A 24,370-nucleotide genomic window follows, 5' to 3' on the forward strand; every position below is an offset into this window, starting at 1 on the left:
AATCATAAAAGAACTACTCATAATGTTATCTATCAAAAAGCACTTTGGGTTGTAAGGTTATTACAACTATTTTTTGAATACGCTGGCTTCAATTTTATCATTGAATGTCACCGTGGTTGTTACTTTAGTATTACGTTTTTCAACAGTGCTATAATAGGTCGATGCACTTGGGTAGCTGATGCCGTATGGAGTTTTGGTATAGGTTGTAAACTCCTGAGTGATTTCTTCTCCTGATGCCAAATTAGTTTTTAGTTTTGACAAAAGATAAGTCGTAGCATCAAAAAACAAGTTGTATTTTACATCTTTACCTGACAATTCAATCTGATGAACAGGCTTTCCGTTATCTGCTTTCAAGCCCACATAGGTTGCAATATATCCTTTTTTAGCATAATTGATAAATGGCAACAAACCATCTGTCATTTCACGCTTTAGTCCAGCTTTGTCTTTGTCGCTAAGGTCTTTGGTTTCGTAAACGACATTTTTGTCAAGACTACCAGTTGGCACTCTGAAATAAGCTTCAGTTGGATTAGCACCGTAAATAAAGTCTCTTTTTAAGATAGTTTTCGTTTTTAAGATACCTTGATTAGCTACCGAAACTTTAGTTTCTTGGGTAAAGTCTGTTGGAGCATTTGCTACAAATGCCTGCTTGATGGTATAACTATTAACACCTTTCCACAATTCTGTGCCGCCAGTTGCGTCATAATATCTGTCAAAAATTTCGTCTGCAGTTTGAGCTTGGACCTGTAGAATAAGTGCAAAAAGTAGTCCAAAAATAAAGCTAATCTTTTTCATAAAATTGATTGTTTAATATGTCTGTAAATGCGGTATATATCTTTCTTTTTTCTTAAAGTACAGTTTCTTGTAATGATTACATAAACCTTTCCAAAAATCGAGATTATACACCTTTATAACAAATTTAACGGCATAATATTTTAATAGTCACCCTAAAATGTCATTGGTTAGACAAGAAATTGAGTATAAGGTTCAAAATAAAAATTCAGGTTAGAATTTTCTTGAAAAAATCCTAACCTGAATGTTAGTGATGCATTAGGAATTTAAAAATCATTCATTTCGGATATCGGATGTTGGATTTCGGAAGTGTAAGCTTCTATATTTTGTAAAAAATAAAGGTATTTTTACTTTATTTCCGAAATCAGAAATCCCAAATCCGCAATAGTTGAAAATTCTTCGTAAAACCCTAATGTCGGATGTTGGATTTCGGAAGTGTAAGCTTCTATATTTTGTAAAAAATAAAGGTATTTTACTTTATTTCCGAAATCAAAAATCCCCAATCCGCAATAGTTGAAAATTCTTCGTAAAACCTTAATGTCAGATGTTGGATTTCGGAAGTGTAAACTTTTATGTTTTGTAAAAAATAGAGGTATTTTACTTTATTTCCGAAATCAGAAATCCCCAATCTGAAATTGTTTGAAATCCTTCATTGCTACTTGAATTTTGCGTAAAGGGTAATAGTATTAGAATTCAAGCCATTCGAGCGCATATAGTGTCCATAGCGAAGCTCGAGCGAAGCCCAGCTTTGGATACCAAATACACCATGAGGAGGCATAATACGAATACCCGTGCCTACCATATTGCTATTAAGTTTCGATAAATCGTAGTCACTTGTATAATATTGGTCACTCAATTTATGCACACCATAAGCGGCAAAGTAGTCCGCCGCAGTTTGCGTATAATAACGATAGTATGGACTCAAGGTTAGGAATGGCGTCATTTTGATTGGCGTTTCCAATTCAAATGTATGAGCCTTTACGCCCCAGTTGTCTTGATAATAACGATAGAATGTACGAATTACGACTTTGTTTCCTGCAAAGTAATTCAAACGAGCACCAATAGGTAATTTGAAACGGGTATCAGGAAGTTCTTCTGATTTTACAGTTCCATCTGTGAAATATACACGTTGATATTTGGTAGCCAACAAACCTGCCTGATAGGCTGGGTCAACCGTTAGTAACACTTGCATTCTTTTATTGATAACTTGTGCCAAAGAGAATGAGGAACTGTAAGAGTTACGAGGTTTATAGTCAACTGGATATGGGTCATTTTCGCCACCTGATCCATAGAAATAAAAAGTGCCATCTGGACGGTAAATTGTACGAAGTTCGGAAGGTAAAATTACTTTCCATGTATCAAAGAATGCGTTGACTTTGGCACTAAACTCGCGATTCCCGTCTTTAGATGTTTTTGAAAAATTTAGTCCTGTTCCATACGATTGGTAGTCGTATTCGGTCGAATAAGAGGCTACTGCTCCGAAGGTTGTTCCTTTTTTGGCATTATTCACACTCCATGCCAACGACGGATAGATACGCTTATCAGTCATGGAAGCAGAGGATACAGTGTAAGGATCGATTTTGTCTGAGGATGCCGATGAATAAGCATCTACGCCTAATTCAAAAGTAAAAAAATGCTGACGAGCCTTGCTATCCCATTTCGAGAAACGAATATCAAAGGTATTACCAAAATCGGTTAATTTTTCGGTACCAATACCGCCCGTTACAGCCGAGTTGTTACCATCTTGATGATAGTAACTAGACACAATATTAATTTCTTCTACTTTTAACTTACGGCTTTGGTAATTGCTAGTATCCGCCGTTTTTTGAGCAGATGCACTAAGAAGTACACCCATATATAAACCTATCGCCAGTGTAAGCTTTTTCATGTTTCAATGAATTTAGTGTAACTGCACCTGGAAAGAGTCTTGATGTTGAACACAAGAGCTATTGTTGGTCGTACACAATTGGTAAATGATTTTGCCTGTAATTTGAGTGTGAGATTCGAGAACTTGAATGGCTTGTGTAAATCGTGCTTTTTTTTCAAAATACACTACTTGTCCTTTCCAGAATGTGTCCCTCTCTTTGTGGGGATTAATAGATTTTAGCCCTCCAATAAGTTTAAAACTAGCATGGGGCTGAATCACCAAATAAGCAGGTTTAGGCCCTGGTACAACCTGTGCGTCGCTAGCATATAATTTCCAGTTAGGAAAAATTTGTGCTTCGAGTACAAGTTGAATAGTCTCGCCTTTTTTCGGATATTTTTTGGTAGTAGATACCGAAAAATTTGCTCGTTTGGTCTGTGCTTGTAGAGGGGAATAACCTATACAAAAGACAATTAGTAGTATTCTTAAAAAGCAATTCATCATAGATTAGTTACAGCCGCAACCACCGCCTGTTTTACCGCCATTGGCACCCGAAGCACCTTCACGATACAGTTGGAAGTTTTGTTCAAATTTGACAACCTTACGAGAACTCAATTCCATATCAGAATCATTAATATAGGCCTTTTGGTAAGGCTTTACAGTTTGGCAAGCGCTTGTGGCTAGGCCTCCCATCAATAGCAATGCTGCTATTTTTATGTTAAAACGTGTTGATTTCATACTGAGAGTCGATTTGTTTGTGAAATATCAACAAAGCTTTGGCAATATGCGAAAAGTTGAAAATTGTAAAACGGACAAAATATAATTTTACGATTTGGTTATCATCAATTTTCGGACTGCATTATTACTTTATGTTAATATTCCGTGAGGTATAAATTTTGTTTTGGTCATCAATAATAATGCAAGCTATCTGTCGCATTTGGTTGATTAAGTCTAGTCCTACTCTGATACCCATCACCATCACAGGAGTAGCCATAGCATCAGATAGTTCTGCGTTGGGACTTATAATAGTTACGCTTTGTATGCCTGACACAGGTAAGCCTGTTTGTGGGTCGATGGTATGCGAATATTTTTTACCATCAATCATCACATATTTTTCATAATTGCCCGACGTAGCTACAGCCACATCGCTGATCGACAAATACGAAAAAGGACTTTCGCCAGCTTGTGGATTGGCAATGCCAATGGTCCAAGGTTTTCCATTGGGCTGATTGCCCCAAGTAGTAAGGTCACCAGCGGCGTTGACAATGCCACTTTGTATACCTAACGATTTTAGCAACTGTTTGGCCTTCTCGGCGGCATAACCTTTTCCGATACCACCAAATCCAATACGCATACCCTTTTCTTTTAAAAAAACCGTGCGACGTTCTGGATTCAAGATTACATGTTGATAATTAATCAAGCGAACAGACTCTAAGGCGATTTCTTTACTTGGCAAAGCGGTCATGTTGGTATCAAAATTCCATAAGCTTTTGTCAATCGATCCATAAGTAATATCAAATGCACCTTGTGTCAGTGCTGATATGCGTTGTGCACGAGCAATCAAATCAAACATTTCGGCGTCCACTTCAACAGGAGCAATCCCTGCCATTGCATTGACTTGATTCGTTTGACTTTGGTCGTTGAAGGTAGTCAGAAGGCGTTCAATACGCTTGATTTCTTCTACGGCTTGGTCGATACAACTATTAGCGTAGTCGGCATTATCGCTGACTACGCTAATTTCAAAATAATTACCCATCAAGCGATGACCTTGCTTATGTACTTCGACTTGGCTCATGCTATTTGGCATTCGTAATCTTGTTAATTTGAGAGATAAATTCTTCAGGAGGCGTGTTGGTATAGCCATCCCATGTTTTTACGACTTTACCATTGGCATCAATCAATAACGTGTAAGGGAATTTACCTTCGGGATTATATTTTTCTGCTAAAGCTTCATTATGCTCAGTTTGCTGTGGGCTTAACTTGTTTTTAGACAGTCTAGGAAAATCCGCACGAACTAATACCAATTTTTCAGTAGCAAAGTTTTGAAAAGTACCTGTTTCAAAAACATCTTTTTTCAATCTAATACAAGGTACACACCAGTCTGAGCCTGAAAAATTCAGCAAAATATACTTGTGTGATTGCGTAGCTTCTTGCTTTGCAGAAGCAAAGTCGGTTTTCCATTCGGGAGCTAGGCTCAAAAGAAAGGAAATAACAAAAGCACTTAGTATTTTCATCTTTTTTTAAGTTATAGATGGCTTTATCCGAAAACATAGCCATCGAAGTTGACGTTACTCTTATGTTCTAAGAATAAATACGTAACGAATTTCCAGATAGTTCGGTTTTATACACACTTAATCCTGCACTTGCATAACTATTTAGTCCAACCCCTGCTGTAGTAAAGCGAGCGCCGTGTTCTGTACAATAAAATTCATTGTTTAGAAATACCACTTTTGTTCTTGCTTCATGTGTACAAATATGCGAACCTGCCACATAAGTACCTTGCGATGTACGTGCTACTACAACATTGCTATTGATAATATAACCACCGCTATTTTTTAAGGCAGCGTTGGCTGAAGTTGTTAAGTCAAGTGTAAAATCTACACTTCCTGGGGTTGCAATAGGAGATAAATCAGAGCTTTTACTACATGCAGTAAGAAGAGTCATTAGGGCGGCTCCGCCAAACCCTGCATTTTTTAAGAATTCGTAACGTGTCATTGTTAATATGGTTAGTAAATGGACTTATTTGAGTTGTGAGTGCTGAATTTGGAGTTTTGTGTTTTAGGCACAAGGCAACAGGCATAAGGCAAAGAGTGAAAATTTGTTTTTTAGTAACGATAAATATGTTTTGCCGAATGCCCAAAGCTGAAATCCGAAAGCTAAAATTTAAGATTGTGCTCGGGGCTTTCAGGTAACGGCTTTCGGCGGTGTGGGTTTTGGAAAAAAGCATGGCTGTGGGTAATAAAAAACATTTTAACACTCTGTGCCTTGTGCCTGTCGCCTAGTGCCTAAACACATAACTTAAATCTTATTCTGCACGATTACTTATGATTATGAGCAATCTTATGAAATTTCTAATGTATTACCATTGACGGTCACTGTATATACTGCTAAACCTTTGGCTCCATAGCTGTTAAGTCCAACACCAGTAGTGCTATATCTGGCACCATGTTCTGAACAGAAAAATTCACCATTTAGAAAGGTCACTTTTTTCTTTGGTTCATGACTACAAGTTTGTGTGGCTGCCACATACGTATTTTGAGCAGTACGTGCTACAACAATACTGTTGACAATAATATAACCACCACTGTTTTTTAGAGCCGCATTTGCAGTAGCTGTTAAGTCTACAGAAGCTAAAAGCGTTGAGCCAGAAGAAGAGCCAGACGATGTACCTGTACCTGAGGTAGAGCCGGATGTACTTCCCGAACTAGATGAGCTGCTACTACTTGATGACGAACTTGAACTGGTGGTCGAAGTGGGAGTAGGGTCATTATTAGATTGGCAAGAGGCAAGCAATGCCATTAATGCGCCTCCCTGAAAGCCCATCGATTTTAAGAACTCATAACGTGTCATTGGATGAAAGATTTTGTTAAAATATATGGTTAGTCTAAACGTAAAGATGGCACAGGTAATAAGTTTGTAGCAGAAAGATGAACGATTGGTTTCAAGATTTCATCCATAAAAACTATGGATGAAATCTTATGGCTATATTATGCTAGGGGATGTTGTTCTACCAAGTCAAAGAAATAAGTCGGATTTTTTTCTGACGATAAATCTTTTAATTCAAATGTAAGTTCTTGGTTAGCAATCGTAATAGCCATCTGAAAGCCTCTGAAAAGTTTTAACCCAAGTGTTTGTTTGCACCAATAACAACACTGAGAAAGCTTTTGTACAATTTCATCGTAATGAGGTCTTTGCGGGGTTTTAACCGTGCAAAGTGTCATACTTTCTGATACGTTCATAATTATTTGTTAATTAATTTGGGGAGATAGTTTTTGATCATAAATTTCTCGTTCCTCATCGGATTATCTGCATAATTTTCATGGGAGGTGTAATTTAATAAAATTCCTGCATTCTGACGAGCGCCATTGGTACTTGGTACCGACACGCCCATCACAGTTAAGGCTTTGTTAAATAACGGCTCATAATCGTTCCCCAGAGGCTGTAACGGCAATACATTGTCATCTACAGCATAAGTTGGTGCAATTCCGTTTATATTTCCATAGTCTGATTCTCCATTGGCATTTTGAGTAATACCTAACATCATGTAAATTCCCCATTTCCAACGCTTTTGGTCGTCAGCCACCAGCGTTCCAAAAAGGTTTTTCCCATAGGTATGTTCCCCAATCGTAATTACTTGCATATATGGCTTTAATCCATTGATCACCAGCTCGCTTGACGATGCTGTTCCGTTAGATGTTAATACGAACACTCGGTTTAGATTATTGCCAATATTATTTTTTTCAATAGAAAAATAGTTGTTAAATATATTGCTTCCATATTGTTTCGCAAAATAAGTTTGATATTTACTATTGTATTGATCTTTAAAAAAAACCTTATTCGTTGTTAAGTTGTTGACAATCAGTGATGCCAATGTTGTGGCACTACTGATATACCCTCCTGGGTTAAACCTCAAATCCAATACTAATTCGTTTACTCCAGCAGCTTTAAAGTCTGCAAAAATGCTACGCAACTGGTTATCGTATTTCAAGGTATCGCCACTGTCAAGTCCTGGCACAAATTGTGTGTAAACCAAATACCCAATGGTTTTATTAGCAGAGGTTTTTTGAACAATGCTTGAAAATGCTACAGGATTTTCAGTGACCTCTGTTTTAGTAACCGATACAGTATTCGAAGTGGCCGCAATACTGCCATTGGTAATACTTCCTAAAGTAAAAGTAACCGTTTCGTTACCCATCAAAGATGAAAAATTACTACTAGTAATATTCTGTCCATTGATTTTTACAATAATATCACCTCTGTTTAGTCCTACTACCGCAGCAGGGCTCCCTGCAATTACTTGAGTTAAAACAAGACCCACATTGGTTTGTGTATTGTCCAAATAACCAAGCATATAGCGAATGCCAAAAACTTTTGACACACCATTGAACTCTTTTTCGAGTTCATCAACATCGTCTGTTACCATCGAGAATCTATCGATGGTGCTGCGTTGATATACCAGCTTTTCAAAGAAACTATCAGAAGCATCCGTTAAAGATAGCGTACTAATGGCTGGTAACTGATCATACCAATAATATGCGTCTGACATCGTATCATAAATCCACTGATTAATCTGCTGGGTATTGTCTGTAGGAGTAACTGTTGAGTCTTCCTTTTTTGAACATGCCGTAAACACCAACAGGCTAATACTGACTACGGTTATAAATTTGATGATGTTGAAACGTAGCATACTATTCATAAAATTTAGTGAGTTTTATAATGCTTGACTTCTTAGCTAAGACTAATTGTCACATAGCTGGAAATAATATTGATGTTTACGAACTTCAAAACGATAGTGTCTTAGTATCTGACTGGCCAACACTCGATGTCCAAGCGCATTGAGGTGCTTGCCATCGGTCAAGAAAAAATAGGGGTGAGGTTCAATCACCTCCATTGTTTTAAACCAATTGAAATCCTGTGCTTTACAAACGTCTTTAAGAATATCCTCCCCAAGATTTCTTAGCAATTGTGTGCAAGGATTCAAACTAGGCTGTGGTCCAAGTAAGATTACTTTTTCTTTAAAGTTTTGAAGCAAATTTATCATCACCTTGAGCTTTCGTTCAAAGTGCTTGATTACACCAAGCTTCCCTGTACTCGCCATTTTATTTAATAGCATCCTTTTGATATAAGGAAGACAAGGAAAACTTAGAGATGGTTGCTTCAGAGTAGGGTTTGGTCGATATAATTCCCGCATTAGTGCCAAATTAGATGGAACAATAATTGCTTTGCGGTACACTTCGTCTGTTTCTACTTGATGATTAAATGAATGGAATGAGTCACTAAATAAATGTGTCCAAGGACGCTCTCCATCAAGTTCATCTAATCCACTTTGAATGATTATTAACTGATAGTTGGAAATATAATTGCCAAGTCCCATGAGCGCCTCGATGGTTTTTTCCATAGAAAAATGTACCAAGGTGTCTACAGTTACCTGCTCGTGGTCGAGTGTGCTTACACTTTCGGTAAGCACATCGACAAATCCTTTAGATGCAGCGACACCATATCCAAAAACCTGATGCCCACCAATGACCAAGATTCTCATGTTGTATCAATGCTAATTTTTGAACCTGTTCCTCTATACGTTATTTGCTTTTCTTTTGAAGCGGATGATCAAATAAACCAAACTTCAAGCCTATATTTACCGACGGACCGCTCACTTGATTGTAATCTAACGTACTAGTTGAGCGACGATTGTCGATGCCAGCAAAACGATAATTCGCTCCTACAAAAACTTTAGCATATTTGAATAAATTACCTTCTAGATTTATGCCTCCCTGTGCTACGAAAAAGCGATTTCCAAAACCATTTCTCGATGGCCCGCCCCAAGGCTGTGGATTTCTATTGTCGTTGTCCATTCCTAGTCTATCATTGGCTGAGCCCATTCCTAACAATACTGGGACACTAAAGTGAAAGCGTTTGCTGGGTCTAAAAGTATATTCAACTTTTACGCCACCATATCTGAAATCAACTCCATCACCATTGCGAAACCCCCTTCCAGTACTATAGCCACTCAACCCGATGCCTAATTTTTGATTTAACAAAATCATCGCTGAGCCTCCAAACAAAGGTTTTACATGACCATCCAGATAACTGATTTGTGTTTCGGGAGCCACATATACTCCTATCTGTTTTATTTTTACAGGTCTTAGTCCTTTCAAAATGTATTCTGTCTTACTAGAATCTTTTACAGTAGCGCTTTGCTGAGCCATAGCGCCAACAGTCATGGTAGTTAGGCTAATTAATACAAGTGTTCTTAACTTTTTCATAAAATGTATATAATAAATGGTTCTTACTATACAGTTACATACCAAGATTTGAGTTTACTCATTCTCAATATGTTATTGGTTTGAATTCAATAAACATGACCTCAATCGTGTGATAAAACGTTGCCTAAATTTTTTTTTTTTTTCAGGCAACGAAAAACACTAAATCTCAGTCAAACTATTTAGAAGAATTTCAGATAAGGGAAAATAGGAAATTATGATGGGTAGAATTGAATATCAGCCCATTACAATAGTAGATAGTCTGTTCAAATGTTTAACTTAGCTTTATAAAACACTTAAGCCTTTGTTTTTCAGAAAAAAAAATACCGACTTTGACAAGGATGACCTTGAAAGTGTCTTAAGAGCTTGCCGTGAACAAAATCCCGACGCTCAGAAGGTACTCTTCAAGAGTTACTTCAGTTATGCCAAAAATATCTGTCAAAGGTATGCCTCCAATCAGGAAGATGCGGAGGAAATACTTAATGATGGTTTTATGAAGGTATTTCAAAATATCCATCGTTATGAAAATATTCAATCGTTTAAGGCTTGGTTTAGAACGATTCTCGTAAATACGTGTATTAATTATTATCACAAACGAGAAAAGAACTTATACAGCCTAGAGGTTGAACATGCAACTATGCCTGTTTATGACGAAAACGTGATTGATAAAATGGCAGCAGAGGATATTTTGGCATTGGTGCAAAAGCTGCCCACTTCATACAGAACGGTTTTTATGATGCACGTAGTAGATGGATATAATCACCGTGAGATTGCAGAGATGCTGGGTATCAATGAAGGAACGTCACGTTCTAACTTTATGAAAGCCCGTTTGAAACTTCAAGAGATGATAAAGACATATTATCCGCATTTATTTTCAGTCGGATTAACGAACAATTTTTATGAAAACTGATCAATTTGATGATTCTATCAAGAAAAAACTTGATGGAATTCAGCCCACTTTTCAGGAGGAAGATTGGGACAAATTCCAAGCTTTCGCTCAAGCCCACCAAGTACCATACTGGAAAGTACTTGTGAGCAAACAAGCAATGTATATTGCCGCTAGCATTACGATTGTGAGTCTACTTTTTACCACCTTAACCCAATACTATGCAAAAAAAGATTTACAGCAACAATTAATTTCAGTAACAGAAACAAAGGATAGCCTTTTGGTGGAAAAGCAAATGCTAGCCCAGCAAGTAGAACAACAAGAACAAAAAAATGTTGAATTAGCTCTTGCTTTAAGTACTAGCCAAAACCAAGAAAAACAATTGAAAGCCTCTGTTCAACGATTGAATATGGAGAAGCATCCATCAACTGAAGCTGACTTTAGCTCAGGTGACTGGCAGGTGGCTCATCAGGGTTCTTTACACAAAGGGCAAACTGCGATTGGAAATACTGAAAGAGATAGTCAAGGAAACTTGATTGTTAAGAGTGCTGATGAATCTGAAGAATCGATTGCGAAAAATTTGGCTATTCCAGATTGGCGTAAGTTGAAGTCCAAAACATGGAAATTGGACTCGGCCGATACCAAGGCTCAGATTTCGAAGACTAATTTTACTTATTACGAACCTGAAGATACCACGCAAGGTCCACAACGAATGCGTTTCTCGCTAGCCGATGCCTATGTGCGTGCTGGTGTTGGAGGTGTGGTATCAAAAGCGCAATTGGGTGTTGGAGCACATGTGGAGTTGTTTTTGGATAAGCGTTTGAGTATCACTGCGGGTATTCAATATTCGCAATTAGCTGTACAGCGTTATCCAAATGACGATCATTTTAAAATGCGCAACGATTTTGATTTTAGAGTAAATTTTGCTCCTAAAATTCCATTTGGCTCACCAATCAAGAACATTGAGGAACAAAGTACACTGGTACAAGTTCCAATCCGAATTGGCTATTATTTGCCGTTAAAGAGTGATTTTTATCTACTTGGGAAGGTAGGAACAGACTTAGATATTTCTGGTACCAGAAGAGTAGATTTTGATTTTAGAGATAAAAATATTGAACAAACGGTCAATAATGTCAATTCGTCAATAGAGACCAAATTGTTCAACAATTATGTGGTTTCATTGGGCATGGAGAAGCGTTTTAATAATTTCTCGATACAACTGACACCAACTTATATTTTCGAACAAAAAAGTGTGAATTATCGTAAAGATTATGGATTAGGAGGGGAGTTGAAGTTGAATTACACTTTTTAAGAAAGAATCATTTTGAATTTTAGATAGAGGCTAAAGCCTGTCGTCCTTATCGAGATGGCAGGCTTTTTTGTTGTTTTAAAGTAAGGATCATAAAAAAAGCTAATCAAAAATTAGAAGATCCTGTGCACTGGATGTCCTAATTTGTGATTAGCTTTTGGGAAGCACTCAAGCATATTAGCTCATAGACTAATTTATGGACTGTTTGAGTGACTCGACATTAACACTATGCTCATGAGGCTTCTTTAATCCCCGCCATTGAATTAAAGAGCTATGACGTGCTTGTGATTATTGATTCAAAGGTACTCAGTTTATGTTTTGAAAAAATAGCGGAGATATGAACAGCACGATAAATGCAATGAACAGGCGATTTTAAATAACAAACAGTTTTTGAATGTATGGTTACAATTATTTACGAATAGGAAATAGGCTCAGAAAGGCATACAGGAGAAGAAAAACAAAAAGCATTTGCCCTGAACATAATAAGTATAAACACTTATTATGTCTAGAGCAAATGCTTTTGAATATATACGGAGATAATCTATTAGCGATTCATCGAAGCTAAAAACTCTTCGTTGCTGCGGGTATTTCTCATTTGTTGTAACAAGAAGTCCATTGCCTCTACCGAGTTCATGTCGCTCATGTGCTTGCGCAAAATCCAAACACGTTGTAGTGTTTCTTTGTCCATGAGTAAGTCTTCGCGACGAGTACCAGAAGCAGGTACGTCGATAGCAGGGAACATACGACGGTTAGATAACTTACGGTCGAGTTGCAATTCCATGTTACCAGTACCTTTAAATTCTTCGAAAATAACTTCGTCCATTTTCGAACCTGTATCGATAAGGGCTGTTGCAATAATCGTTAATGAACCACCATTTTCAACATTACGAGCGGCACCGAAGAAACGTTTTGGTTTGTGAAGCGCATTGGCATCCACACCACCCGATAAGATTTTACCTGACGATGGAACGACGGTATTATACGCACGAGCCAAACGAGTGATAGAGTCAAGAAGAATAACTACGTCATGACCACATTCAACCATACGTTTTGCTTTCTCTAGAACGATACTCGCAACCTTTACATGGCGTTCAGCTTGTTCGTCGAACGTAGATGAAATTACTTCTGCACGAACACTGCGTTGCATATCTGTAACCTCTTCAGGACGTTCATCTATCAATAAAATTAGCAAATATACTTCAGGGTGATTTTTGGCAATAGCATTAGCAATTTCTTTCAACAAGACTGTTTTACCAGTTTTAGGCTGTGCTACAATCATACCACGCTGACCTTTACCAATTGGCGCAAATAAGTCAAGAATACGAGTTGAGTATTGGTCTCCTCTTGATGAAAGGTTTAATTTTTCATCAGGAAACAACGGCGTTAGGTATTCGAAAGGAATACGATCACGAATTTCTTCGGTAGTTTTACCGTTGACAGACTCTACTCTTAAAAGGGCAAAGTATTTTTCACCTTCTTTAGGAGGACGAATCGCTCCACGAACGGTATCACCCGTTTTAAGGCCAAAAAGCTTGATTTGAGAAGGCGATACATAGATATCATCTGGAGAAGCCAAATAATTATAATCAGCCGATCTCAAGAAACCATATCCACCATCTTGCATGATTTCGAGTACACCTTCGTTTTCGATGATACCGTCAAATTCACGGATAGCTTGATTATAGATAGGTTTACGAACAGTAGCAGCAGTATTTGGCGCAGTGTTCGGTTTGTTGCCTTCAGGACGAATATCTGTTGGGGGATCTTGTTTAAAACCTAAATCAAAATCTTCACCTCCTGTTGTGATAAAAGAAGTATCGATGTCAGCAAATTCGTTTTCTACATCTTCTGGCAAATCGATAACAATTGGGTCTTCATCAAAATCAAAGATAATATCTTCTACCGCTTCAGTTTTGGCTTTAGGCTCTTTAGCGGTTCTTGTTCTGACGGTAGTTTCCTTTAAAGCAGGTTCCGATTTAGTAATTGGTTCTGCTTTTGCGATTGTGTTGGCTTCTGCTACAGGATTATCAACTTTTTGAATACGTTGTCTTTTTGGGCGTGGGCTGTCTGAAGCAGGGGCTGTGTCTTTCCTCACTTTTCTCTCTGGTTTTTGTTCATTTTCCATAGCATCGCTAATTGCAGGAGTCGATAACGGGGTGTTACCTTTTACCTGCTGGTCAAATATTTTATAGATGAGTTCTTTTTTTGGTAGGTCAATTGTATTGTTGATATTTAATTTTTGAGCAAGTTCACGAAGCTCCGATACGAGCTTAAACTCTAATTCTTCAATAGTATACATACGAGTAAAAAATAAGGCTGATAGTAATGAAAAGAGCCTTACAGGAAAATGGTGGTTAAGTCGTCTTTACAGTCGTACAACAAGATGATAAATGTTACAATTAAAATTCGGAAATCTGGTACGAGGTGGAAGATAATTGTTAAGCAATTATTAGTAAGGAGCTTAACTGAAGAATATCACTGAACAGTTATTCGTGATGCAATGATAATACCAATCTTTTAATTTGTCAAGGAGTTTGGTTATTTTTTTAAGTCTATTCCCTGTATCCTAGGCTTTTATCATCTAATTATTTTTCTGACAATCTTAAGATAAAATGGTTTAAATCATTTCAGGAAAAATATTAAAACTTCAATCTCTATGAGCTAAAATCTTGCAATAGGACATATCCATCTTGTCTCAAGTGCATTGCATTGAGCAAGTTAGGTTAGGTCACTCAGACAAGTTTGATGATAGTGGCAGGTATTAGAATATACGAGAATTGGCAAATTGAAGAAGACTAATAACCAAAATCAGATTGTCATTTAACAAAGCTCTATTTTATTTCTGGAGAGTTTTACTTTTCCTATTTTTTCTAATTGTTTCAACAAACGAGATACCACCTCACGTGAGGTAGCGAGTTCACCAGCCAAAACTTCATGTGTGATATTGATGATAGAACTTTTACTTTGCTTGCTTTTGCGTTGCAACAAGTTGAGTAAACGTTCGTCGAGTTTATGAAATGCAATCTCATCAATGGCGTTGAGTAAATCCTCAAAACGACGCTGATAGGTCAAGAATACAAACTGTTTCCAAGTACTGTATTTACACATCCATTCTTCTACTTTTTCGACTGGGATAGTGATAAGCGTTGTCTTCTCTTCTGTAACAGCTAATATTTCACTTTGCTTACGATCAAGACAGCAACTCAATGACATAGCGCACGAGTCCATTCCTCCCAAATAATAAAGCAGCGCTTCTCGTCCTTCATCGTCGGGACGAAGGATTTTGATGGAACCACTCAGTACAATTGGTACAGTGCGGATATAGCCTCCAGGACGCATAATTACATGACCTTCATCTAGTTCCATGTAATTTCCTATTTGTTCTAATTCATCGAGCAATCCTTTCTCGAATATGCCTATAAATTTCTCCTTTACAAAAGATAAATTCATGTTAAGTGTGTCTATTTTAAGTTGGGGATAATGTTTGACAAGATACAATAATATATCAATATATGAATTACTATCAATATACTTTGTCAAGGTTTGATATGAAATAAGCCAAAGAAGGGTAGTTGTGAACTATCTTCTTTGGCTTGAAAATAAAGGGTTAGGTTATTAAGCTTTTCCTGTCAAAATTCTATTCCAATACAACCATGGTAAAAGATATTTTTTGAGTAGCCACATCGTCCAGCGTGGTTTTGCTTGGTCAAAAGGGAAGGTCATTTTTGGTGTGTTACTGTAGTCAAACTCCGCTAGCATTAGTTTGCCATATTGCGTTGGGATTGGGCAAGCGCTGTAGCCCGTATATTCGGCAGTAGGAGTTTGTTGTGCCAATACTCTCAGTGTATTCTCGACAACTACAGGGGCTTGTTTGCGGATAGCAGCCCCCGTTTTGCTACAGGGAGCATTGGTACAGTCACCAAGTGCAAAAATGTTAGAATAACGACTATGTTGCATCGTGTTTTTGTTGATTTCAACGTATCCTAGAGCATTGTTAGGATCAGCTAAAGGGCTTTTTTTGATAAAATCAGGGGCACTTTGTGGAGGCACCGCATGACACATATCGAAGTTCAGGCTTTTCTGAACAATTTCCCCCTCTGCATTTTTTTGTTCATATAAAACGGTTTTGCTTTTTCCGTCAATTGCTACGGTATTAGCGCCAAAATGCGTAAGGATATGATTATCAGCTACAACCTTTTCTAATGTTTGTGCATATTCCTTTACGCCAAATATTACACCAGCGCCTGATATATAGTGTACTTCGCACTGGTCGAGAATACCTTTTTTACGCCAATAATCACAAGCCAGATACATGATTTTGTGTGGCGCTCCCCCACATTTGATTGCAGTACTTGGATTGGTAAAAACAGCAACACCGCCTTTGAAGTTTTTAATAAGCTCCCACGTATATGGCGCTACATCAAATGAGTAATTACTCGTTACCTCATTTTTACCGAGTGTATCGTTTAAACCCTTGATTTTTTGCCAATCAATCTGGATGCCAGGGGCTACTATCAAAATCTTGTAGGTATATTTCGCTCCGCTTTTACAGGTCACTTGATTTTGCTCTGGCTCAAAGGTTGCTACCGCATCTTTAATCCATGTACTTCCTGCTGGAATATAATCCTTCTCGTTTTTTTCTGTTTCGGTAATATCAAACTCGCCTGCACCCACCAAGGTCCATGCCGGTTGATAATAGTGTTTCTCTGATGGCTCAACGATACCAATAGATAATCCAGATTTTTTTTGTAACAATTGTGCTGCAACAGATAAACCTGCGTTGCCGCCACCGACTATAAGAACTTCGAATTGATTATTCATGGTACAGAAATTTGGTTTTTTCTGCAAATTCTATAAATAAACAAAGATGTTCTGTGATATTTGTTACAAAGGGTAAATGTTATTTGAAAATAGATAAAATGAGAAAAGCACCTTACAAGGGTGCTTTTCTCTTAACTAATAATACTTTAACGTTTCGTCTTGCTGACTCTAGTTAGGTAACTTTTCCTTAAAATATCCATACGTCCAAGTGCCAGCAATAGCACTCAAAAGTGTAACAAGTACTGCTACAAAACCGCTACCAATTTGAGCGAATAATGGTCCAGGACATGCGCCTGTAATAGCCCAGCCTAATCCGAAGAGTAAACCACCATAGATTTGTCCTTGTTGGAATTTTTTGGGATGAAACTCTACCGTTTCTCCTGATAGCGTTTTGATATTGAATTTTTTGATGAGAAATACCGAAATCATACCTACCACCACAGCGCTACCAATAACGCCATACATGTGGAAGCTTTGCAAACGGAACATTTCTTGAATTCTGAACCAAGAAATAATCTCTGCTTTTACGAAAACGATACCAAACATAATTCCTACGATGAGGTATTTTAGATTAGCAAAACCGCTTTCTGAAGTTTTCATGTCGTTTGGCGCTTCGCAAACGAATTCTTCTTTTTCTACTATCGGAGTTTCAAATGTCGATTTCATGATAATATTTTATGGAAAATATATGAGAGGAAATAGGGATAACTCTTTTAACACTCTGTGCCTTTGCTCCTTTGTGCCTGTTCCCTTTTAAAATAACTTAAATATCAATGGCAATAACAAGTGCGTTGAAGCAAAACCGCCAACCATAAAGCAACAAGTTGCAATGACTGATGGGACTTGTAAGTTAGAGATACCCATAATGGCATGTCCCGATGTACAACCTCCTGCCCAACGTGTGCCAAATCCTACCATAAAGCCACCAATTACAAAGAATATCAATCCTTTTAAACTAAAAATATTTTCAGTTGCAAAAATATCTGAAGGCATCAAGCCATTAAAGTCTTTAATCCCTAAGGCACTTAAATCTTTAATTGTTTGTGGATTGATCACAATGGTATTTGGATTCGCTAAGAAATTGGTTGCGATAAAACCACCAATTAATACGCCAAAAACAAATACCAAATTCCAGATTTCTTTACGCCAATTGTATTTAAAAAATGGTATATCTGCTGGCATACAGGCTGCACAGATATGTCGTAATGATGAGGATATACCAAATGATTTATTTCCGATTAATAGTAGGGTAGGGACAGTGAGTCCGATTAAAGGACCTGCTACATACCAAGGCCACGGTTGTTTAATGAATTCAAGTAGTTCCATGATTATGTTTAAATTGATTATGAATAATATCTATAGATTAAGTATTTTATTTTCTTATTTCTTAAAAGAGTATAGACTTTCTATAACGCTGAGTAATTTATTTGTAAAAAATGCTTGAAAATTAAAAGATGTCTATCAGAAGAAGTAGATAGCATAAGTATCATTTAAACAAATAGTTAGCGATATTTAGTTTCAAAAAGAATAAAGATAAGTCGTCACTGAGTAGATGATTATTCTTTTTTGATGATACAAAGTTATTTTAATGATAAGGCATTAAATGTAACTTTTATCACATAGCGCAAATTTTCTGTAAAGAGACTATTACTAATGGATAGAATTACTTTCTTGGGTGAAATAAAAAATGCCGAAAATGGTTTGACACCATCCTCGGCATTCAACTACTCGGATGTAAGAAATTTGCTTACAAAAATGTTGATTAGTCTTTTGTTAACATTCAAGTTGATTGTAAAATAGCTTTAAAGTGTTGAGACACGAGATGTTAATGCAAAATAAAATTCAGCTATTCGGCTGTCAGCCATGGGCATTAGGAAAAAGTTTTTCTGCCTAATGCCTACGACTTATTGCCTAAAGCGTATGAATACTTAAATGGCTACCAATTTTGTTTCTACTTTTTCTTCGTTCATGAACGACAAGTCAAGCTTGATGTTTGGCAATAATTCCTCTTCCAATTGATTTGCCCATTCATTGAGATACAGCATGACATCGTCACGGTAATTGTGGCGCATTTTGTCACGGCGCTCTAGAGGAATTCTAGCTAAAACTTTTTTATCACTCAAACGTTCTAGATTCTGTAAGTCGGATGTTGTCAAACCATGGTTGAGCATATCTGCGATGAGAAGATCCATTGGAAGCCCGCTGGTAGGACAAAATTCCTCTACCTGTTCGCGCCAATCGCCACGGCCTTGCATCGCAAACTCATGAATTTGCGCTTTGCTAAGTTGGGTTAATTCTTGCGCCAAGTTGCCACAGTTACAACTTCCCATGTGCCCCCATTGGTATGGATTTCCGCTAGATAGCTTTTGTGCCGTACGACGCAAGGCTTGGATGAGTTCTGGATTTGCATGTGCCATAAAATACAATAGGATATAATGAAACAATCTTTTGAATGAAGGCTAAACTCGCTGTTTGTATATTTTGTTTAAGTAAATTTTTTATTAAAAATATTATATTTTATGCTTCCGATAACCTACTTGAGAAGGATAAGCATTTATGAAAATATGTGTATATTGGGAGTTATTGCCTGTAAAAATTTTGCCTAATATTTTTTTGCAAAGATTTTGGATAAAAAAGTATTAGTCGTTTCGTTAAAGCTTACTCGGTCTGAGTATTCAATACCATTTTTCAAGCTATAATAAAGATAAGAAATATCCTCAAAGACTAAAAATAATCCCATTTTCTTACTACTAAAAGACAAACTTATGGAAAGACGTAATGCCTTAAAAAGTATGGCGATGCTCATCGGAGGAGCGATAGCCTTACCCGAGTGGGCAAATGGTTGGTCGACCAACTCTCTGACAACACAAAATTGGTTGCGTCCTAATTTAGCAAGTGTATTAAGCGAAGCAGTTGAAACCATTATCCCAAAAACTAATACGCCAGGGGCAAAAGACCTTGGTTTGGATACTTTTGTACAAAAAATGATCGTCGATTGCTACTCTAAGGAAGTGCAATCAGCTTTTGCCAAAGGTATTGGTCAAATAGATGCTGTAGCGCAACAACAATATAGTAAACCATTCACGCAGCTCGATACTCCACAGCGAATAGAGTTATTGAAAGGCTTTGAAAAAGGTGCCGAAACCAAAGATTTTTATGGTTTGCTTAAAGGTTTAACGGTTCGTGGTTATCTCAATTCTGAGTATGTGATGACCAACATCACACATTATGAAATGGTACCAGGTAGATACCATGGATGTGTAAAAGTAAAATAAGTAATAAGGCTTTCGGCAATGAGCTGTGGGCGTTCGGCAAAAATGCCTCTATGATTTAAACAGAAGCGCTTTTTAGACATAAATCTGTAAGCCGAATCCCGACAGCTCTTCAAATAATCATTGATTCCATGAGTAATTTTAATATAGATAGTACAAAAAATAGAACCTACGATGCCATTGTAATTGGCTCAGGTATTAGCGGTGGCTGGGCAGCCAAAGAATTAACAGGAAAAGGCTTACGTACGTTGGTGCTCGAACGTGGGCGAGATGTACGTCATGTAGTAGATTATCCGACCACGATGTTACAGCCTTGGGAATTTGAACACAGAGGGCAATTGCCTTATGAAATCAAACAAGAAAATCCAATTGTAAGTAAATGTTATGCTTTTTACGAAGGCACAACGCAGTTTTTTGCCAAAGATAAAGAACATCCTTATGTACAAGAAAAGCCTTTTGATTGGATTAGAGGTTATCAAGTAGGTGGAAAATCGTTACTATGGGCACGCCAAACGCAACGTTGGAGTAATTTCGACTTTGAAGGGCCAGCACGTGATGGCTTTGCGGTAGATTGGCCTATTCGTTATAACGACTTGGCGCCTTGGTATAGTTATGTCGAAAAATTTGCAGGTATTACAGGCAATAAAGACGGTTTGGATACACTTCCAGATGGTGAGTTTTTACCACCTCACGATTTGAACTGTGTCGAGAAGTATTTCAAGGAACAAGTTTCCAAAAATTACAAAGACCGCCATATCATTATTGGTCGTGCGGCGCATATTACCAAAGCACAACCAATTCACTTGCAACAAGGTCGTGCGCAGTGTCAGCATCGTACTATTTGTGAGAGAGGTTGTCCATTTGGGGGATATTTTAGTAGTAACGCCTCAACAATACCTTGGGCAATGAAAACGGGTAAAATGACACTTCGCCCTGATTCGGTGGTTCACTCGATTATTTATGACGAGAAAAAAGGTAAAGCAACGGGCGTAAGAGTAATTGATGCGAACACCAAAGAAATGATTGAGTTTTATGCTAAAATCATTTTTGTGAATGCCGCAGCGCTGAACACCAATTTGATTTTGTTGAACTCTACCTCAAATCGTTTCCAAAATGGTTTGGGTAACGACAGTGGCGTTTTGGGTAAATATGTGGCTTTCCACAATTACCGTGCGCGTGTGTCAGGCGAGTATGATGGATTATTGGATTCAACAACCGATGGTCGTCGTCCGAACAGTGGTTATATCCCTCGTTTCCGTAATGTGTATAAACAAGAAACGGACTTCTTGCGTGGATATGCCGCAGGTTTTGATGGCCGCCGTATAGAGTATAACAGCAGCGAAGGTATCGGAGAAGATTTGAAAGCAAATCTTGGAAAGGTAACACGTGGGGCGTGGAGCGTAGGTTCGCACATGATGGGCGAGACTATCCCGAAAGAATCCAATTATGTTGCACTCGACAAAGCATTGAAAGACCCTTATGGTATTCCGCAATTGCGTATTGCTGTAGGTTATGATGATAATGACGAAAAGATGGTCAAAGATTACTTGCAACAAATGACAGATATGTTTGAAAAAGCAGGTTTTAAAAATATCAAGACCTATGATTCAAAACAAGCTGCTGGTTTGGATATTCACGAAATGGGTGGTGTGCGTATGGGTAAAGACCCTAAAACCTCGATGCTCAATAAGTGGAATCAAATGCACGCTTGTAAAAACGTATTTGTCACCGATGGTGCATCGATGACATCAACCTCAACGCAAAACCCATCATTGACTTACATGGCGATGACAGCTCGTGCAGCCGACTACGCCGTAAAACAAATGAGAATGGGTAATTTATAAGCTTATCCAAAAACACTTTTTAGCCCAATACACTGGTTGTATTGGGCTTTTTGTTTTACTGCAAAAGAATAATATTTGTAAAAAAAGTCACTAGACAGTTGTAAAATCTACTCAATTCGCTCAACTCCTGACTTTACCCGCCAAATAGCATACAAAAACCAACTACTTAAAACTGTTTTTTTCTTAATTTCGTCAAAAACATTTTTCACCAACAAATCGACCATGAAAAAAATACTGTTGATTTTTTCTGGCTTGGTTGCTTTCTCTAATTTAGGGGCTTTGGCACAACAAACTGCCAACCCTTATAACGGCAACAAGCGTTTTGAACAACTAGGCACTGACTTGCCTACGCCAAACTCGTATCGTACTGCATCGGGTGCGCCTGGCAAGGACTATTTCCAACAACGTGCTGATTATGACATCAAAGTAGAACTAGACGATATTCAACGTAAAATCACTGGTTCTGAAACTATCACGTATTTCAATAACTCTCCTGATGAGCTTCGTTACCTTTGGTTACAATTAGACCAAAACCTATTTAAGGAGGATGCCATCGGTAATACTACCAAAACAGGTGGTTTAGGTCCGCAAGCTAGTACAGCTCAATTCAAAAATTTGACTGATCCTAAAAAGTACGGTTATAACATTACATCGGTTCGTGATGCTAAAGGTGGTAATTTACCTTACACGATCAACAACACGATGATGCGTATTGATTTGCCTACGCCATTGAAGTCTGGTGCTAGTGTTTCTTTCTCGATTGACTGGAATTACTTGATTACTGAGTACTATGGTCGTTCGGGTTATGAATATTATGCGAAAGATGGCAATTGTAATTACTTCATCGCACACTGGTTCCCTCGTATGGCTGTGTACAATGACGTATATGGTTGGCAACACAAGCAATTCTTGGGTCAAGGTGAGTTTACTTTGAACTTTGGTAACTACAAAGTAGCTATCACAGCGCCAAACGATCACGTAATTGGTGCTTCAGGTGAATTGCAAAACCCCACTCAAGTATTGTCAACCGAACAGTTGAAGCGTATGGAGAAAGCAAAAACTGCTACTCGTCCAGTATTAATCGTTTCACAAGAGGAAGCAGAAGCTGCTGAAAAAGGTAAACCAACAGGAAAGAAAACTTGGGTTTATAAAGCTGATAACGTGCGTGACTTTGCTTTCGCTAGTTCACGTAAATTTATCTGGGATGCTATGCAAGTGGATGTAGAAGGCAAAAAAGTGTGGGCTATGTCTTTGTACTCTAAAGAAGGTAATCCACTTTGGGGACAATATTCAACAATGGTTGTAGCACATACCTTGCGTTCGTACTCGAAACACTCAGTGGCTTATCCTTATCCTGTAGCGTATTCTTGTCACGCTACTTCGGGTGGTGGTATGGAATATCCAATGATTTCATTCAATGGTGGTCGTCCTGAGCCAGATGGTACTTATTCTGAAGCTACAAAGGCTGGTATGATTGGTGTAATTATTCACGAAGTAGGTCACAACTTCTTCCCAATGATTATCAACTCAGATGAGCGTCAATGGTCTTGGATGGACGAAGGTTTGAATACTTTCTGTCAATATTTGGCAGAACAAGAGTGGGATAGAGATTTTCCTTCTCGTCGTGGTGAGCCTCAGTATATTGTACCTTACATGAAAACTGACCCTACGCAACAAGTGCCTATCATGAGTGGTTCAGACAATATCATGGCATTTGGTCCGAACGCTTATGCAAAACCAGCAACAGCTTTGAATATCTTGCGTGAAACTGTAATGGGTCGTGAATTGTTCGATGCAGCATTTAAGGAATACGCACGTCGTTGGGCTTTCAAACAACCATATCCTGCTGATTTCTTCCGTACGATGGAAGATGCTTCTGGGGTGGATTTGGATTGGTTCTGGCGTGGTTGGTTCTACGGTGTTGAGCCTGTAGACCAGTCTATCGAAACTGTTGAATGGTTTGGTATCGATAACCAATCTCCTGAGCAAAAAAATGCAAAAGCAAAAACAGAAGCTGAAGCAAAACGCCAAACGATGAGCAATATCCGTAACAAAAAAGATATTACTCAAACAGTGGTAGAAGCTAACCCAGATATGCGCGATTTCTACAATAGCTATGATCGTTATGCAACTTCTGAAGCAGATAAAAAACGTTTTGAGCAAGCAACAGCAGGTCTTTCTGACGAAGAGAAACAATTGATGAATGGCAACAAAAACTTCTATGTAGTTAACTTGAAAAACAAAGGAGGTTTGCCAATGCCAGTGATTATCAAAATGGTATTCGAAGATGGTACAGACGAAGTGGTTCGTATTCCTGCGGAAGTATGGCGTTTGAATGACAAAGACGTGAAAAAAGTAATCCCTACTGATAAAAAAGTAGCAAAATGGGTACTTGACCCATTCTATGAGATTGCCGATATCAACACAGAAGACAACGCATTCCCTCGTGAACCAGAGCAACCAACTCGTTTCCAAGTGTTCAAAGGACAACGTCCTTCTATGCCAAACCCAATGCAACAACAAAAACAAGCAGCAGGAGCGGTACAAGGTGCTAAGAAATAATAATTCTTTCTAGCGTAAAAGGAAGTTATCCCGAATTTTAGGA

Annotated in this window: 24 protein-coding genes; 6 read left to right on the top strand and 18 right to left on the bottom strand. The window is 38.0% G+C overall.

Annotated features, from left to right (window positions below):
- Positions 1-66 precede the first annotated feature (66 nt).
- The 12 genes from GVN22_RS04150 to GVN22_RS04205 all read right to left on the bottom strand — a co-directional run bounded on the left by GVN22_RS04150 (position 67) and on the right by GVN22_RS04205 (position 9,636).
- A complete protein-coding gene (locus GVN22_RS04150) occupies positions 67-792 on the bottom strand; it encodes a hypothetical protein (RefSeq protein ID WP_166549785.1) in 726 nt (241 codons plus the stop codon).
- A 652-nt stretch (positions 793-1,444) separates the two neighbouring features.
- Positions 1,445-2,677 (bottom strand): DUF3570 domain-containing protein, encoded by a 1,233-nt coding sequence (locus GVN22_RS04155; protein WP_166549786.1) that lies wholly within the window; start codon positions 2,675-2,677, stop codon positions 1,445-1,447.
- 12 nt (positions 2,678-2,689) lie between these two features.
- Entirely contained in the window at positions 2,690-3,157 is a 468-nt protein-coding gene (locus GVN22_RS04160) for a protein-disulfide reductase DsbD domain-containing protein (protein WP_166549787.1), read from the bottom strand.
- A 3-nt stretch (positions 3,158-3,160) separates the two neighbouring features.
- Positions 3,161-3,346: a DUF4266 domain-containing protein gene (locus GVN22_RS04165; protein WP_304529114.1), complete on the bottom strand. Its 186-nt coding sequence runs from the start codon at positions 3,344-3,346 to the stop codon at positions 3,161-3,163.
- A 169-nt stretch (positions 3,347-3,515) separates the two neighbouring features.
- On the bottom strand, positions 3,516-4,448 hold the full coding sequence (locus GVN22_RS04170; protein WP_205690779.1) for an FAD:protein FMN transferase: 933 nt from the start codon (positions 4,446-4,448) through the stop codon (positions 3,516-3,518).
- A gap of 1 nt (position 4,449) precedes the next feature.
- Positions 4,450-4,887 (bottom strand): thioredoxin family protein, encoded by a 438-nt coding sequence (locus tag GVN22_RS04175; protein WP_166549790.1) that lies wholly within the window; start codon positions 4,885-4,887, stop codon positions 4,450-4,452.
- 67 nt (positions 4,888-4,954) lie between these two features.
- The gene (locus tag GVN22_RS04180) at positions 4,955-5,368 is read right to left on the bottom strand and encodes a Rieske 2Fe-2S domain-containing protein (RefSeq protein WP_166549791.1); all 414 of its coding nucleotides are present in this window, start codon (positions 5,366-5,368) and stop codon (positions 4,955-4,957) included.
- Between the two features lie 345 nt (positions 5,369-5,713).
- Positions 5,714-6,223, bottom strand: a complete 510-nt coding sequence (locus tag GVN22_RS04185; RefSeq protein WP_166549792.1) for a Rieske 2Fe-2S domain-containing protein — start codon at positions 6,221-6,223, stop codon at positions 5,714-5,716.
- A 137-nt stretch (positions 6,224-6,360) separates the two neighbouring features.
- The gene (locus tag GVN22_RS04190; protein ID WP_166549793.1) at positions 6,361-6,612 is read right to left on the bottom strand and encodes a hypothetical protein; all 252 of its coding nucleotides are present in this window, start codon (positions 6,610-6,612) and stop codon (positions 6,361-6,363) included.
- Between the two features lie 2 nt (positions 6,613-6,614).
- Complete coding sequence (locus tag GVN22_RS04195) at positions 6,615-8,069, bottom strand: S41 family peptidase (RefSeq protein ID WP_205690780.1); 1,455 nt, start codon at positions 8,067-8,069, stop codon at positions 6,615-6,617.
- A 42-nt stretch (positions 8,070-8,111) separates the two neighbouring features.
- Entirely contained in the window at positions 8,112-8,912 is an 801-nt protein-coding gene (locus GVN22_RS04200; RefSeq protein WP_166549794.1) for an SGNH/GDSL hydrolase family protein, read from the bottom strand.
- Positions 8,913-8,952: 40 nt separating this feature from the next.
- Positions 8,953-9,636, bottom strand: coding sequence for a hypothetical protein (locus GVN22_RS04205; RefSeq protein ID WP_166549795.1), 684 nt, complete (start codon positions 9,634-9,636; stop codon positions 8,953-8,955).
- Positions 9,637-9,937: 301 nt separating this feature from the next.
- On the opposite strand from GVN22_RS04205, the gene GVN22_RS04210 reads away from it, so the two are divergent.
- Together GVN22_RS04210 and GVN22_RS04215 are read left to right on the top strand one after the other, a co-directional pair.
- The gene (locus GVN22_RS04210; protein ID WP_166549796.1) at positions 9,938-10,543 is read left to right on the top strand and encodes an RNA polymerase sigma factor; all 606 of its coding nucleotides are present in this window, start codon (positions 9,938-9,940) and stop codon (positions 10,541-10,543) included.
- On the top strand, positions 10,533-11,831 hold the full coding sequence (locus GVN22_RS04215) for a hypothetical protein (RefSeq protein ID WP_166549797.1): 1,299 nt from the start codon (positions 10,533-10,535) through the stop codon (positions 11,829-11,831). Before GVN22_RS04210 ends, GVN22_RS04215 begins: the two co-directional genes overlap by 11 nt.
- 541 nt (positions 11,832-12,372) lie before the next feature.
- Here GVN22_RS04215 and rho read toward each other — a convergent pair.
- The 5 genes from rho to GVN22_RS04240 all read right to left on the bottom strand — a co-directional run bounded on the left by rho (position 12,373) and on the right by GVN22_RS04240 (position 17,975).
- Positions 12,373-14,127, bottom strand: coding sequence for a transcription termination factor Rho (rho, locus tag GVN22_RS04220; protein ID WP_166549798.1), 1,755 nt, complete (start codon positions 14,125-14,127; stop codon positions 12,373-12,375).
- Between the two features lie 521 nt (positions 14,128-14,648).
- Entirely contained in the window at positions 14,649-15,278 is a 630-nt protein-coding gene (locus tag GVN22_RS04225; RefSeq protein ID WP_166549799.1) for a Crp/Fnr family transcriptional regulator, read from the bottom strand.
- Between the two features lie 165 nt (positions 15,279-15,443).
- Positions 15,444-16,649, bottom strand: coding sequence for an FAD/NAD(P)-binding oxidoreductase (locus tag GVN22_RS04230; protein ID WP_166549800.1), 1,206 nt, complete (start codon positions 16,647-16,649; stop codon positions 15,444-15,446).
- A 168-nt stretch (positions 16,650-16,817) separates the two neighbouring features.
- On the bottom strand, positions 16,818-17,249 hold the full coding sequence (locus tag GVN22_RS04235) for a DUF6691 family protein (RefSeq protein ID WP_240915558.1): 432 nt from the start codon (positions 17,247-17,249) through the stop codon (positions 16,818-16,820).
- Between the two features lie 153 nt (positions 17,250-17,402).
- On the bottom strand, positions 17,403-17,975 hold the full coding sequence (locus GVN22_RS04240) for a YeeE/YedE family protein (protein ID WP_166549802.1): 573 nt from the start codon (positions 17,973-17,975) through the stop codon (positions 17,403-17,405).
- A gap of 327 nt (positions 17,976-18,302) precedes the next feature.
- Between GVN22_RS04240 and GVN22_RS04245 the strand changes: the two genes are divergently transcribed.
- On the top strand, positions 18,303-18,449 hold the full coding sequence (locus tag GVN22_RS04245; RefSeq protein WP_166549803.1) for a hypothetical protein: 147 nt from the start codon (positions 18,303-18,305) through the stop codon (positions 18,447-18,449).
- A gap of 128 nt (positions 18,450-18,577) precedes the next feature.
- On the opposite strand, the gene GVN22_RS04250 is transcribed toward GVN22_RS04245, so the two are convergent.
- Complete coding sequence (locus GVN22_RS04250; protein WP_166549804.1) at positions 18,578-19,066, bottom strand: hypothetical protein; 489 nt, start codon at positions 19,064-19,066, stop codon at positions 18,578-18,580.
- Positions 19,067-19,414: 348 nt separating this feature from the next.
- Between GVN22_RS04250 and GVN22_RS04255 the strand changes: the two genes are divergently transcribed.
- The 3 genes from GVN22_RS04255 (at position 19,415) to GVN22_RS04265 (ending at position 24,327) form a co-directional block, all read left to right on the top strand.
- Positions 19,415-19,924, top strand: a complete 510-nt coding sequence (locus tag GVN22_RS04255) for a gluconate 2-dehydrogenase subunit 3 family protein (RefSeq protein ID WP_205690781.1) — start codon at positions 19,415-19,417, stop codon at positions 19,922-19,924.
- Positions 19,925-20,052: 128 nt separating this feature from the next.
- The gene (locus GVN22_RS04260) at positions 20,053-21,765 is read left to right on the top strand and encodes a GMC oxidoreductase (protein WP_166549805.1); all 1,713 of its coding nucleotides are present in this window, start codon (positions 20,053-20,055) and stop codon (positions 21,763-21,765) included.
- Positions 21,766-21,987: 222 nt separating this feature from the next.
- Entirely contained in the window at positions 21,988-24,327 is a 2,340-nt protein-coding gene (locus tag GVN22_RS04265) for a M1 family metallopeptidase (RefSeq protein WP_166549806.1), read from the top strand.
- The last annotated feature ends 43 nt before the right edge of the window (positions 24,328-24,370 follow it).

The sequence above is a fragment of the Cellulophaga sp. BC115SP genome (genome assembly GCF_009905545.1).
Classification (GTDB): Bacteria; Bacteroidota; Bacteroidia; order Cytophagales; family Spirosomataceae; genus Flectobacillus; species Flectobacillus rivi.